This window comes from Hydrocarboniphaga sp. (assembly GCF_965279055.1).
Lineage (GTDB): Bacteria > Pseudomonadota > Gammaproteobacteria > Nevskiales > Nevskiaceae > Hydrocarboniphaga.
Genome location: NZ_OZ257125.1, coordinates 697,810 through 710,747, shown reverse-complemented (window position 1 = coordinate 710,747; position 12,938 = coordinate 697,810). Strand labels below are relative to the sequence as shown.

The following is a 12,938-nucleotide window of genomic DNA, read 5'->3' as shown; positions in this document are numbered from 1 at the left end:
AGAGGGCCAATCGGCGAGTCACCCGATGACAGACCCCAATATCCGCACCGATATCGACGCCGACGGCATTCTGCTGGCGACCATCGATATGCCGGGCCGCACGATGAACGTGTTCTCGGCCGACATGATGGCGTCGCTGGAAGCGCTGATGAAGCGCGTCGAGCAGGACGCTTCCATCAAGGGCGTGGTGCTGACGTCCGGCAAGCCGGCCTTCATCGCCGGCGCCGATCTCGACATGATACGAATGTTCACGGAACAGGCGCGCACGGGCTCGACCAAGGAACTGCATGAACTGTTCGGGCATCTCGGCCGGCTGTTCCGCCGCCTCGAATTGAGCAGGAAACCCTATGTCGCCGCGATCAACGGGCTCGCCCTCGGCGGCGGTCTGGAAGTGTCGCTGGCCTGCCACGAACGTGTTGCCGCCGACGACAAGGGCGTGCAACTCGGCCTGCCGGAAATCAAGCTCGGGCTGCTGCCCGGCGCTGGCGGCACACAGCGTCTGCCGCGACTGATCGGAACTGAAAAAGGCCTGGAAATGCTGCTGACTGGCGAGCCCGTCGGTTCGCAGCAGGCGCTGGCACTCGGCCTGGTCGACGAAGTCGTCGCGCCGGATCAGCTCGTCCCCGCAGCCAGGCGTCGTGCGAAGGTCTTGAGCGCGCCGCAGGCGCGCTGGGATCGCAGCGGGGCGCGCTTCGACGCCAGGCCTTTCGATTTCAGTAATCGCAACACCGCGTTCGCCAGCATTGCCAAGGCGATCGGCATCAGCGACTACCAGTTGAAGTATTACCCGGCATACAACGCGATCATCGATTGCGTGGTCGGCGGCTGGAACCTGCCGATGACCGAGGCCAGCACGCGCGAAATGGACATCTTCGTGGAGCTGATGCGCGACCCGGTCGCGGGCAACATGGTGCGAACCCTGTTCCTCAACCGGCAGAAGGCGGCGAAGGCCGGCTTGCTCGCGCCGACCAGCGTCTACGCCGAAGGCGGCGACTCGCTGCTGGTCGTGATCAAGGCGGCGAAGGATCGGGCGAAATCGCTGAAGCTCAGCGAAGAAGAGACGGTGCTCGCGACGGCGCTCGCGGCGCTGCGCGCTTCGGAGTCCGGCAAGGCCGAACAGCCGGAGCTCGCCGACGTCGCCGTGGTAACGGCTGGCCTGGTCCCGTCGTATACCGGCGGGCCGTTTACCTATCTGCGTCAGCATGGCGGCACCAGGGTTCGCGAACTCGCCGCCGCCGCCGCGCGGCACGACCCGGAACTGTTCACGGTGCCGGGCGCGCTGGAAGCCCTGGCCGCCGCCTAGCGCACCGCCGCGACCATGGGCACACCTCCGACTCAGTCGATCGACCAGGTACTCGCCGGGCTCGCGCCGGGCATGACGGTTTATGTTCCCGGGGTGTCGGGCGAGAGCGCAGCGCTGTATGCGGCATTGAAGGCTCAGCCCCATGCCGCAGCCGGCGTACGCTTCGTCGGCGCGCATTTTCCCGGCATCAATCGCAGCGACTACCTGGGACTGCATGCGGAAGCGCGGCAGCGCGGCTACTTCATGCAACCCGGTCTGCGCGCCGGCTTGCATAGCGGGCGAGTGGAATTGCTGCCGCTGGATTATCCCGGCATCTATCGCGATCTCCGCAATCTGCCGATCGACGTCGCGTTCACGCAGATCACGCCGCCCGACGAAGACGGGCTGTGCTCGCTCGGGCCCGCCTACGATTTCCTGCCCGCCGTCTGGCACCGTGCGCACCAGCGTGTCGGCCTGATCAATCACAGGCTGCCATGGACCAGCGGCTCATTCGTCGTGCGCCTCGACGAATGTCACGCGGTTTGCGATGCCGACAGCGAGGTGCTCGCTTTCGACGGCGGTACGCCCAGCGCGGCGATGGGTGCACACGCCGCACTGGTGGCGAGCCTGGTCCGCGAAGGCGATACGCTTGAATTCGGTGTCGGCAAACTGCAGGCGGCGATCCTGGCCTCACTGGCCGACCATCGGAATCTGAAGGTGTATTCCGGCATGGTGTCGCCACCGGTGCTGCAACTGCTCGACCGTCGCGTGATCGACGGGCGCAATTCGATCCAGGCCGGCGTTGCACTCGGCGACGCGGCGTTCTACCAGCGCATTGCCCAGGACGAGAGCTTCTTCTTCCGGCCGGTCAGCGAGACTCACGATGTGCGGCGGCTGGCTGCGATTCCGCGGTTCTGCGCGATCAACTCGGGCGTAGAGGTGGATCTGTTCGGCCAGGTCAACGCCGATTCGGTCGGCGGCAAGCTGATCGCCGGCGTCGGCGGTCTGCCGGCGTTCGTGAGCGGTGCGGGGCTGTCACCCGGCGGTCGCTCGATCATCGCGCTGTCGGCGGCGACCGACGACGGCAGCATCAGTCGCATCGTGCCGACACTGGGGCCGAACACCGCTATCGCCGTCCCGCGGCATGACGCCGACTACGTGGTCACCGAATACGGCATCGCCGAACTGCGCGGCGTATCGCTTGCCGAGCGCGCCCGGCGCCTGATCGCCATCGCGGCACCGCCATTTCACGACAGCCTCAATCAAGCCTGGGCGCAGCTTATGAAGCGGCTCTGACCGTTGCCATCGCGTCCAGATAAAAACAGAAGCATCGCAACTAGGAACCTGAATATGAGCGACTCCCCTACTCCACTGCTGGCCGGCAAGGTCGCATTGGTCACCGGCGCCGGCCGTGGTATCGGCCGCGGTATTGCGCTGGAGCTGGCCAAGGCCGGCGCGCGCGTCGTCGTCAACGATCTGGGCGTGTCGCTGACCGGCGACGGCACCGGTGACTCGCCGGCCGACAGCGTCGTCGCCGAGATCAAGGCGCTGGGCAGCGACGCGATTTCCGACACTCACTCCGTCGCCAGCTTCGAAGGCGCACAGGCGATGATCGCCGCGGCGCGCGAAAAGTTCGGGCGTATCGACATGGTGGTCAACAACGCCGGCAACCTGCGCGACGTGATCTTCCACAAGATGAGCGAGGAAGAATTCGACGCGGTAATCGCGGTGCACCTGAAGGGCAGCTGGAATACCAGCCGCGCGGCCGCGCCGTTTTTCAAGGAACAGGGCGGCGGGTCGTTCGTGCACATGACCTCCACCTCCGGCCTGGTCGGCAACTTCGGCCAGGCAAACTACTGCTCGGCCAAGCTCGGCATCGTCGGCCTGTCGAAAGCCATTGCACTGGACATGCAGCGCTTCGGCGTGCGCTCCAACGCGGTCGCACCGTTCGCGTGGACGCGCATGGTCAGCTCGATTCCAGACGAAACGCCGGAACAAAAAAAGCGCGTCGAAGGCCTGAAGAAACTGATCCCGGAGAAGATCGCGCCTTTCGTCGCGGCTTTGGGATCGGATGCAGCGAAGCACGTCACCGGCCAGATCTTTGGCGTGCGCAATAACGAAATCTACCTGTTCTCGCAGCCGCGCCCGATCCGCACCGCGCACACCGCCGAGGGCTGGACGCCGGAGGCGATCGTCGACCGCGTGTTCCCTCAGTTCCAGAACGACTTCTATCCGCTGCACAAGTCCGGCGACGTGTTTACCTGGGACCCGGTGTAGCGGTTCAGCGCTTCGGTGGCGCCTCGACGTAGCCGTAGACGTCGCGGCCCTCGACTGCGTCGGTGACGACGCGATCGAATTCGTGCAGGGAATAAGCTCCGTCGACATCGACGATGTTGACCAGAACCTTGCAGTTGGAGACGCCGGCGCTGTTGTGCGCCAGCGGCGCGAAGCTGACATGCGCATCCGGCTCGAGATTCAGCTGGATGAAGCGGCTGGCGATTCCGTTGCCGATGTCGCCGGCCTTCTGACCGCAGACCAGCTGCGCCAGTAACGGCCGATTGGCATAAATCGACATCTGGCCGGGCTTGTCGCGATAGGATTTCTTCAACGCGTTCCCGGTCTTCAGATCCTTGATCTCGCCCAGCTTGACGTAATAACCGTCGCGCTGTTCCTGATAGCCAGCCGATACCAGATCGGTGCTGGCGTAACTGGCACAGCCGGTCACCGTGAAAGTAATAGTCAGCACCAGCAAGCCATTGCGCAGCGACATGATCACTCCAGAACGATCGGACAAAATCCGATCAGCGCAATAGCATAACGCCGCGCTGCGCCCCCGATGTAACGCGGCTCAGCTGGCTGGTAACAACGGCCGCGGATCGAAGTAATCGGACCAGCGCACGATCAGGCCGTTGCGTACCGTCAACGTTCCGGCCAAAGGAAACGACAGCAGACGTGTGCCGTCGGCGGTATCCATATGATCGACGCGTTCGGTCAGCACGACATCGCCCGCCACCGCCACAGCGACCACGTCGATGACCAGGGCATGCAATCGATAGCCGTCGATGAAGCCCTGCATCATCGCCAGGATCTGCTGCTTGTTGCCGGCGCTGGGCAGGCCGCTGTTCTCCCAGCGGCAATCGTCGGCCATGTAAGTCTGGACTGCCGATATCAGTCCGCCAGCTTGACCAAGCTCGGCAAAGAATGCCCGCACCACGGACTCCGGATTTTGGTTTGCCATGATCACAGCACTCGATACACGCGATATTCGACGTGGCCGCCGCCGAGCAGCCGACCCGCCGCCACGAACAGCGTATGGTTGACCCAGGCATATCGCGCGTCGCCGCATTCGAGCCGCGGCGAGGTGCGCAGATAGGCATCGGCGAACTGGGTCTCCGTGCCGCTGCCGAGCGCGCTACTCAGCGCTGCGTTCATTTCGAGAAAGCCCGTATAGCTGACGTAGATGTAGGCGCCATCGTGAGTCTCGATCTGACCACGTACGTCGACGCGACCGTAGCCGTCTGGCCCGATCTGCAACCAGTCGCCGCCGCCGAGAAAGCGGCCACGCAGACGCTCCCCGCCGACGTTGCCGCCACCCATCTGGAAGCACATGCGTGCCCCCATCGGCCGACCTGCAGCTTGGATGCGCCGCCGGCCAGCCAGTGAGCGTTGTTGATCTCGAACGGCAATTTGAGCTGCGAGGCGATCAGCGATTTGAGGCCGCCTACCAGCGTCTCCAACGGTAGCTTGGTGTAAGCCGGCCCCGAGCGTTTCTCCTTTTTGTAAGTGAGCGCACGATCGACCTCGCGCTCGACCTCGAAGCGTTCACGCATCGATGCGGTCAACTCCGGCGAGGGCCGGTCCTTGTCCACGATCTGCATGTTGTTTCTCCTCCTGATCGCTGGTTTGAATGCTTATAAGGTGATGTGGCCGGACGACAGGGTCCAGCGACATGGCGCGGCGTACACCAGCGAACCGACATGGCAGATCCAGGGACCGCCGACTTCGGCCATGCCATGTGCGTGGAATTGCTTGCCGCGCTTGTCGGTGGCGAGAGACTCCACCGAATGGATCACGTTGCCGATACGGTGCGTGGTCAGCTCCAAATCCGTCAGCCCGTAGACCTGGCCGTTTTCCATGACGTAGCCCTGCGCCAGGCCGTGTTGTTGGTCGACCGGCTTGCTCGGATCCCAGTGGTTGATCCACTTGATCGTCATGTCCTTGCCGAAATGCGCATGCGAGCCGCCCATCGACGGCACGAAGATCTCGGCCCGGTTGCCCACCAGCGCGACGTACAAGGACACGTCGCAGGACTGCACACCGATACCACGACGGGCTACGGTGTAGATGATACCCATCAACTTCTCTTTGGGATTGTAGAAGCAGAACCAGTTGGTTTCGGCGTGTCGATGGTCGGCATCACTCGGGGTGTGGAACTCGACATCTCTTGCGGTGATCAACGCTGTCCTCCAACAAGCGGGGCGGCTCGACATCCAGGCGACACGCCGTGGAATCCGCTGTCGATTGAGGTAAGCTTATGAGGCGCCATGACACGGATTCTTTCGAATTCGGCTCGCGCGGATAATCAAAAAGTGCTCGCAAGAGCAGACGACGACGGAGCCGACTCCGGCGCAGCGGTGCCAGGAGATACACGATGGGCGAACTGTGCGGATTGCGTGCCGTCGATGCTTTCAGCCGGGGCCTGCGCGCGCCCCCGACGCTGGTCAATGATCAGCAGGCCTGGGGCGGGCTGTCGGTGTGCGAGTGGAAGCTGCCGTCGCTGGACGGCTTCAATCTCGACGAGAACGACGATTTTGTCGTGGCAAACCATAGTGATGGTTCACGCAAGGTGCGTGCGGCCTGCAACGGCCCGTTGAGCGAAAAGACCTCGATTCCCGGCTCATCAGCGTGATCCCGGCCGGTCGTAAGGTCGAGTACCGAATCGACGGTGAGGTGAGCTTTTCGTCGATCCACGTACCCGGCAAGCTGCTGCGCGGCCTGTCGGAATCCACGTCGTCGGCGGTGCCGGATTTTCGCTTCGCGTTCGAAGACGAGTTCGCCAGCTCCTGCATACCGATATTGCTGAGCGAAGCGCGTAGCGGTGGCTCGTTCAACTTTCCCTATGTGCACGCGACAGCCCGCGCGCTGGTGCTGCACTTGATGCGCGGCTTCGTCAAACCGGTGATGCCGGACGGCGTCGAGGCGATCCCCAATAGCGAATCGGGCCTGAAGCTCGATGCGATGCTCGACTTCATCGACTCACGCCTGACCGAACCCCTGTCGTTAAACGATCTCGCCGATCAGGTCGGCGTCAGCCGCTCTCATTCCGCGCGCCGCTTCCGCGCGGTCACCGGCATGTCGCCGCATCGCTACGTCACGCAGCGACGCGTCGAGAAAGCCAAGCAGATGCTGCGTGAAACCTCGCTGTGTCTGATACAGATCGCACTCGACGTTGGCTTCAGCAACCAATCGCACTTCACCCAGGTTTTCCATTCCTTCGCCGGCGAAACGCCGAGCCAGTTCCGCCGTCGCGCGGGTCACTGACGGCCTTGGTGCTGATCCGCAGACCGCCGCGGTATCCGGTTCTACCATCGGAGATCACGCCGGAGACGGTTTATCTAAGCCGCCGCGAGCTAATGACGGCGATGGGCCTCGCGGCCGTCGGCGCGGCACTCCCACACGCGGCACAGGCCGTCGAAACCAAGCCCACCGCACCGCTGCCGTGGCCGCTCGCGCAGGCACGCAACCTGGCCGGTGGCGAAGCACTCACGCCTTACGCGTACATCACGACTTACAACAACTTCTACGAATTCGGCAGCCAGAAGGCCGATCCGTCCAAGCACGCCGGCGCTTTCAACACCCGTCCCTGGTCTGTCGAGATCGACGGCGAGTGCGAATCGCCGGGGCGCCTGGATCTGGATGCGCTGGTGCGGCCGAATCATCTGGAGGAGCGCGTCTATCGGCTGCGCTGCGTCGAAGGCTGGAGCATGGTGGTGCCCTGGTCGGGTTTTGCACTGGCCGACCTGCTGAAACGCTTCAAGCCGACCAGCAAGGCCAAGTTCGTCGCGTTCACCACATTGCTGGACGCACGACAGATGCCGGGACAGCAGCGTTCGATCCTGGGCTGGCCGTACCGGGAAGGGCTGCGCATAGACGAGGCGATGCATCCGCTCGCGCTGATGACCGTCGGCCTTTACGGTCGCGTATTGCCCAACCAGAACGGCGCACCGCTAAGGCTCGTGGTGCCCTGGAAGTACGGCTTCAAGAGCATCAAGTCCATTGTCAGGATCACGTTCACGCAGCGCCAGCCAGCGTCGAGCTGGAATCTGATGAACCCGGCGGAATACGGCTTCTATTCCAATGTGAATCCGCAGGTCGACCATCCACGCTGGAGTCAGAGGACCGAGCGGCGAATCGGCGAGATGTTCAAGCGACCCACGCTGATGTTCAACGGCTACAGCGAAGTGGCCTCGCTGTATACCGGAATGAATCTGCGTACGCAGTACTGAAGTGTCGCGCTCAGCCCTTGCTGCCGACAGCCGCAGAACTCAGGCTGGAAGGCGCCGTCCGCACGGTAGTGCCGCGCGCCGCTCGCCAGTCGGCAACGGAAATCGGTGCCGGCAATAGCTGCGCCGCGGTTCGGACCAGCACCGCAGCGAAGCCAATGCTGATCAGGGTCGCGACGGTGATCAGGGCAATCGACGCGCCTTCTACATGCAAAGCCACGATTGTCGGCGAGCCTGCGCCGAAATTCGCGAAATAGAACATACAAGGAAACAGTACGAACAGACCTAGTAACGGCGCAGTGCCGTTGGTGCGCTTGCGCAGTTCGGCGGCGGCGACCGAGAAGCAGATCACTTGCGCCGTTTCCAGAACGCCGATGACCAGCGGATAGTCGAGAACCCTCAACACGTGCGGCCCCCAGTAAGTGTAGGCGCCGCCGTTGATGCCGATCATCTCGAAGCTGCACGACATCGCCAGTTCGACACCCGCCCATTTGTAGAGCAGGCCGGGTGTCATCGTGCCTGCGTTGATGCGTTTGGTGATCCAGATCGCCGGCGCCGCATACAGCACCGCATAACCGCTATGCGTCCACAGAGGCTGCGGAATGTCGAATGCAGTGAAATGCGTCCATAGCCCCGGCGTATAGAACAGCAGCATGAATCCGACGTCGTACAGCGGCTCGAAAAACGCGCCGAACATCGCTGCCAACACGATCAGCACGTAGAACGGTGTGCGCTCGCGCAGACAGAGACGCAGTGCGACCACGAGCAGCAAGAGGGTCAAAGCCCAGCTGCCGTAGGTCATGATGGCCTGCGTCGTCAGGTTCAATGGATGATCGTAAGGGGCGGTCATCATGTCGGTCTCCCGTATATCGATTTAGAACACGATGACCGGCTTGATGGTCTTGCCGGTCTCTGAAGAATGCGCCGCTTCGTTGATCTCGGCGAACGGGTACTTTCTGATCAGCCTGTCGAAAGGGAACTTGCCTTCCTTGTAGAGCGAGATCATCCGCGGAATGAATTCCTTGGGGTTACTGTCGCCCTCGACGTAGTACTTCACGCCGACGCCGCGAATCAGCATGCTCATCATGTTGGCAGGCACCGTGGCTTCCGCCGGCGGCACACCGAGCAGGGCGAGCATGCCGTTTGGCAGCACTGCTTCCACCGCGACCGCCATCACTGCGGGGATACCGGTGGTGTCGATCGCATGTGTGACGCCACCGCCGCTGAGTTCACGCAGCCTGGCGAGCACGTCTTGTGTTTCTTTCGGGTTGATCGTGTGCGCGGCACCCAAATCGATGGCAAGCCTTGCGCGCTCCACATTCGGTTCGATCACGATGACTGGACCTGCCCCCACCGCCAGCGCACCGAGCATTGCCGACAGGCCGACTGCGCCACCACCGAAGATCGCCAGAGAATCGCCCGGCTGCACTTTCAACGAATTGATTGCGGTGCCGGCGCCGGTCTGGATACCGCAGCCGAGCGGGCCCAGCAGTTCCAGCGGCAAGTCCTTGTCGACCTTGACCGTGTTGTTGATGTGCGCGATCGCCAGCGTAGAGAACGACGACTGATAGAACACCGCACCGAAGAGCGGCTCGCCTTTCTGACTCAGTGCGCTGCTGCCGTCGGGGCGCGTGCCGATCAGATTGTGTTGCGGCATGCTGAAGCAGTAGGCCGGCTGCTTTTTTTCGCAGTTGGGGCAATGGCCGCAGGAGTTCATCGACAGCACGACGTGATCGCCCGGTTTGACGTGCGTGACCCTGGATCCGATCGCCTCCACCACGCCGGAGCCTTCATGGCCCAGCACGATCGGCATCGGGATCGGCATCGCACCGTCGCGGAATACGATGTCGGTATGGCAGATGCCGGAGGCGACCAGGCGTACCAGTACCTCGTCCTCGCGCGGACTTTCGACCTGGATATCTTCAATGACGAATGGGCCGCCCGCCTGACGCACGACAGCCGCCCGGGCCGCGTGTAATTGACTGCTCATGCTGCTCTCCTCCGCATGATCACGCGGGACGGCATGCCCCGTCGCGTGCGGGTCACGGACACCCGCGTTTTTAGGATGGTGTCATACGATTATTGAGGAAGCAATGGACCCGGGCCGGTGGCGGTGCCGGATTTGCCTGCCATCGCGGTCGAATCGCATTCCGTTAGGTCTACCAACGCAGGTTTTCCTGCCGTAGCGACTCTACAGGCTTCTTCTGTTCATCTGCGGCCAAATTTTGCACCATCGCCCCTGTCGTCGCCCGATTGATACCGCTGGCAATTCGCCTTTGTCATTAATCGGTATGTAGCAATACTATTTATATCGTTGAACTTTCTCCTGTCAGGGAAAACGCCCGACAGCCGCCGAAAGGTCGAATCGCACGACCGCAACGGCAATCCCAGGCAGTAAGACTCAGGGGATGCAGGGCACTCGACAAGGGACGTCGATGCGCGGCGGCTGCTCCCTAAAAGCCGCTCGTGTAGTGTGATGTCAGCCTATGACCTCATCGACACCGTAGGCGGTGGGATGAGCTGCGACGCATATCCGCTTGAACCCGTATCTGCTGGCGATCCGCCGGGCCACCGCCCTGGCTACAGCCGGCGGAATGCTAGCGATGCTTGCAGTGACGCCAGCCATCGCACAAAGCTCAGACGCAGCTGAAGCCGCACCGGTCGCTGGGCCTCCCGCGGTTGGCGGCTCGGACGCCTTGGCGACCGACGAAGCTCTATCGGTTTTTGCGCAGTAGGTTCCTCGCGATCTCCATCGGTACAGAAGGCCGCCGGGGCGGGATGCACCTCGGCGGCCTTCGCCGCGGTGGCGGCGCCTTCGGGGCACAAATGCGAGACCGGATGCTTCCATACCATATGCAGCCATCCGAGGCTGCTATAGGATCGCGCCCGGGACCCAGGAGATTCCATTGAAAACTACCAACATCGCTTCAACCATTGGTGCCATTGCTTTGCTGGCCGCGGTATCGACCCCTGCCTTGGCGTACACCGGTGCAGACCTGGTCGGCTTCTGCACTGCTAAGACGCCGATGGAAAAAGGCTTGTGCACCGGCCTGATCAACGGCACCGTCAACAGCTATGTAATGGCCTCGCGCACAAGCAGCTTCCGACTGATGTCATCGATCGCCCGCAACGCGGGGAAGTCGGCCGAAGAGGCCGAGAAGGTCGCCAATGCGACGTTGCAGAACCCCGAAATGTTCATCATGTTCAACGGCTATTGCCCTCAGGACGGGCTGACCCAGGGACAAATCAATCAGATCGTCACGACCTACCTTCACGACAACCCTGGTGATCTGAGTCGGCCAGCCGAACAGGCGATTATGAACGCGATGTTCACCGCCTATCCGATGCAAAACTGCAATTGGAAACCGAAGGGCGAAACGGCCAAATAGTTCGCTTCGATCGTCCACGATACTGGTTAGCTGTTCGAAGTAAATGTCCTCCGGACCGCGGACTCAACCGATCGACGCCATCGCAGTAGAGAGCTCGTGTTTGGCCGCTACACAATGGTGTCATGGCAATGAGATAGCGGCCTGCAGGCGAAGCCATGCTGGATCATGGCGCTCCTGTCTAGCGCCCGGCGGTGGTGGAGCTACGGGACGAACCACGCCTATGACCGCGCAGCACTTCGTCGACAGCGCCGCGAGCCTGGGCGTGACCGTGGCGCACATCCAAGCGACCGCCATCGTCTAGAGTTCCGGTGCCGGCTTCGCGAATGGCCGGCCCGTACTGCAGCCCGAACCGCACCGGTTCTCGCGCGCGACGAAGGGCCGCTTCGACTCTAGCGATCAGCGCGTCTCGTATCCGGTATGGGATCGTGCGAAGTACCGGCGCACTGGCGCGGGCCGCTGGTTCGCGCTGGTGTTCGCCGCCATCGCATCTTTCGGCGAGGGATCGATCTGATCATTCGCTGACAGGTGTTCGCACGTCAGCCTCGATGCAGTCGCCGAATCCTGGCGCTTTAGCCCACGGCCCGCAGGCGTCGCTCGTGCCTTGGAAGCATCTTCGGTCGATGACCTAACTTTCGCTAGTGCCCACTTCGGACGAGCCGACTTAACGTAGACGACTCGCTGCACTGAGCGCGCAGGCAAGGCGGTTACCCGGTCTTCGGGTGCGCGCGCAGGCGGTATCACGGGAGATCGATCGATGACGTTGCTGTGCTTCCCCCAGGGTCGGGGTCTTGGCCGATGGTCATGCATGAGTCTGGCGCTGCTGTCGGCTGCGACGGCCATCGGCGGCTGCGACAACCGCGGCTCCGCATCAACGGTATCGGCGCCGCCGGGTACCGATGCGCCTTCGACCGCAACCCCTGTTTCAGGCTGGCCTATGGCGGTGTCGCTCACCGACAACGACCTGCTGCCCGAGGCGGTCCCCGGCATCGATGCCGTCGATGTCGCTGCGGCTTCGCCCACAGCGGCGAGTCGCAGCATCGCAGCACCATCCGAGACGGACTCGTTACCCGAGGCAATCGCCGGCATCGATGCGCCAGCGACGGCGCCGGATCCGGTCGCGTCCTCCGTCGATGCCGTATCGCCCGAGCCGGCTCGCGCGGACGCGACGGTACTGGCGGCGTCTGATGGCGACACGCCATCGGCGGCGACCGAAACCACGACCGCGACAGAAGCCTCAACTGAAGTCGCAAGCGAGATTGCAACGGCGCCGGCTATCGACGCAGAAGCCGCGACCGTCGAAGCACCGCCGTCGCGCATGGACGATGCCCGCAGCGTGAAGAAGCCGGGCGTACAGCATGTTGCGCGACGCATCGCCACGACGCCGTTCGCCGCGGACGTGCTGACGCCGTGGTGGACGCCCGCCGACGCGACACGCTTCGGTATCCAGTACATCGGCCAGGCACCCGCCGAGCCAACGCTGGTGTTCCGCTTTTCGCGCGAAGTGGCGGCGCGCTCTGCCGCGCGCAACATCCACCTGCTGCGACGCGACGGCGAACGCGTCGATGTGAGCTTCGAGTCCGGGCAGAATCGACACGTGCTGCTGGTGCGCAATCTGCACCCGGGGCGTTACACCGTCGAGGTGACTCCGGATCTCGTCAGCGCCGCCAACGAGCCACTGGGCGTCGCCATGTTCGGCCCGGTTTACATCGAGTAATACTGGCGCGCGACCCGTCGCCAGCCGCACCCGGCGCGGCGACGGGCGCC

At 63.0% G+C, this 12,938-nt stretch carries 15 protein-coding genes; 9 read left to right on the top strand and 6 right to left on the bottom strand.

All coding sequences use genetic code 11. The features are described 5' to 3' along the window. Window positions 1-25 precede the first annotated feature (25 nt). The 3 genes from ACQZF9_RS03355 to ACQZF9_RS03345 are packed head-to-tail and all read left to right on the top strand — an operon-like array spanning window position 26 to window position 3,559. Window positions 26-1,303, top strand: coding sequence for an enoyl-CoA hydratase-related protein (locus ACQZF9_RS03355; RefSeq protein WP_428311858.1), 1,278 nt, complete (start codon window positions 26-28; stop codon window positions 1,301-1,303). A 15-nt stretch (window positions 1,304-1,318) separates the two neighbouring features. Next, window positions 1,319-2,578 carry an acetyl-CoA hydrolase/transferase family protein gene (locus tag ACQZF9_RS03350; protein ID WP_428311857.1) on the top strand — a complete coding sequence of 420 codons (1,260 nt, stop codon included), beginning with the start codon at window positions 1,319-1,321 and terminating at the stop codon, window positions 2,576-2,578. 54 nt (window positions 2,579-2,632) lie between these two features. After that, window positions 2,633-3,559: an SDR family NAD(P)-dependent oxidoreductase gene (locus ACQZF9_RS03345; protein WP_428311856.1), complete on the top strand. Its 927-nt coding sequence runs from the start codon at window positions 2,633-2,635 to the stop codon at window positions 3,557-3,559. 4 nt (window positions 3,560-3,563) lie between these two features. Here the strand turns inward: ACQZF9_RS03345 and ACQZF9_RS03340 are convergent, their stop codons facing one another. The 4 genes from ACQZF9_RS03340 to ACQZF9_RS03325 form a co-directional block, all read right to left on the bottom strand. Beyond that, window positions 3,564-4,052 (bottom strand): hypothetical protein, encoded by a 489-nt coding sequence (locus ACQZF9_RS03340; RefSeq protein ID WP_428311855.1) that lies wholly within the window; start codon window positions 4,050-4,052, stop codon window positions 3,564-3,566. 78 nt (window positions 4,053-4,130) lie between these two features. Next, window positions 4,131-4,520 (bottom strand): limonene-1,2-epoxide hydrolase family protein, encoded by a 390-nt coding sequence (locus tag ACQZF9_RS03335; protein ID WP_428311854.1) that lies wholly within the window; start codon window positions 4,518-4,520, stop codon window positions 4,131-4,133. A 2-nt stretch (window positions 4,521-4,522) separates the two neighbouring features. Next, window positions 4,523-4,903 carry a DUF3237 domain-containing protein gene (locus ACQZF9_RS03330; RefSeq protein ID WP_428311853.1) on the bottom strand — a complete coding sequence of 127 codons (381 nt, stop codon included), beginning with the start codon at window positions 4,901-4,903 and terminating at the stop codon, window positions 4,523-4,525. A 290-nt stretch (window positions 4,904-5,193) separates the two neighbouring features. After that, window positions 5,194-5,739 (bottom strand): hypothetical protein, encoded by a 546-nt coding sequence (locus ACQZF9_RS03325; RefSeq protein WP_428311852.1) that lies wholly within the window; start codon window positions 5,737-5,739, stop codon window positions 5,194-5,196. A 194-nt stretch (window positions 5,740-5,933) separates the two neighbouring features. On the opposite strand from ACQZF9_RS03325, the gene ACQZF9_RS03320 reads away from it, so the two are divergent. From ACQZF9_RS03320 to msrP, 3 genes are read left to right on the top strand one after another with little or no spacing between them, the layout of a single operon-like run. Then, window positions 5,934-6,191, top strand: coding sequence for a hypothetical protein (locus ACQZF9_RS03320; RefSeq protein ID WP_428311851.1), 258 nt, complete (start codon window positions 5,934-5,936; stop codon window positions 6,189-6,191). Continuing rightward, on the top strand, window positions 6,188-6,823 hold the full coding sequence (locus ACQZF9_RS03315; RefSeq protein ID WP_428311850.1) for a helix-turn-helix domain-containing protein: 636 nt from the start codon (window positions 6,188-6,190) through the stop codon (window positions 6,821-6,823). The genes ACQZF9_RS03320 and ACQZF9_RS03315 overlap by 4 nt, the downstream gene beginning before the upstream one ends. Window positions 6,824-6,831: 8 nt before the next feature. After that, window positions 6,832-7,788 (top strand): protein-methionine-sulfoxide reductase catalytic subunit MsrP, encoded by a 957-nt coding sequence (gene msrP / locus ACQZF9_RS03310; RefSeq protein ID WP_428311849.1) that lies wholly within the window; start codon window positions 6,832-6,834, stop codon window positions 7,786-7,788. A 10-nt stretch (window positions 7,789-7,798) separates the two neighbouring features. Here msrP and ACQZF9_RS03305 read toward each other — a convergent pair whose 3' ends face one another. Then, window positions 7,799-8,638, bottom strand: coding sequence for a hypothetical protein (locus tag ACQZF9_RS03305; protein WP_428311848.1), 840 nt, complete (start codon window positions 8,636-8,638; stop codon window positions 7,799-7,801). A 21-nt stretch (window positions 8,639-8,659) separates the two neighbouring features. Continuing rightward, a complete protein-coding gene (locus ACQZF9_RS03300) occupies window positions 8,660-9,775 on the bottom strand; it encodes an NAD(P)-dependent alcohol dehydrogenase (protein WP_428311847.1) in 1,116 nt (371 codons plus the stop codon). 916 nt (window positions 9,776-10,691) lie between these two features. Between ACQZF9_RS03300 and ACQZF9_RS03295 the strand changes: the two genes are divergently transcribed. The 3 genes from ACQZF9_RS03295 to ACQZF9_RS03285 all read left to right on the top strand — a co-directional run bounded on the left by ACQZF9_RS03295 (window position 10,692) and on the right by ACQZF9_RS03285 (window position 12,888). Further along, window positions 10,692-11,174: a Rap1a/Tai family immunity protein gene (locus tag ACQZF9_RS03295; RefSeq protein ID WP_428311846.1), complete on the top strand. Its 483-nt coding sequence runs from the start codon at window positions 10,692-10,694 to the stop codon at window positions 11,172-11,174. A 337-nt stretch (window positions 11,175-11,511) separates the two neighbouring features. Beyond that, the gene (locus tag ACQZF9_RS03290) at window positions 11,512-11,685 is read left to right on the top strand and encodes a hypothetical protein (RefSeq protein WP_428313356.1); all 174 of its coding nucleotides are present in this window, start codon (window positions 11,512-11,514) and stop codon (window positions 11,683-11,685) included. Window positions 11,686-11,979: 294 nt separating this feature from the next. After that, window positions 11,980-12,888 carry a hypothetical protein gene (locus ACQZF9_RS03285; protein WP_428311845.1) on the top strand — a complete coding sequence of 303 codons (909 nt, stop codon included), beginning with the start codon at window positions 11,980-11,982 and terminating at the stop codon, window positions 12,886-12,888. The last annotated feature ends 50 nt before the right edge of the window (window positions 12,889-12,938 follow it).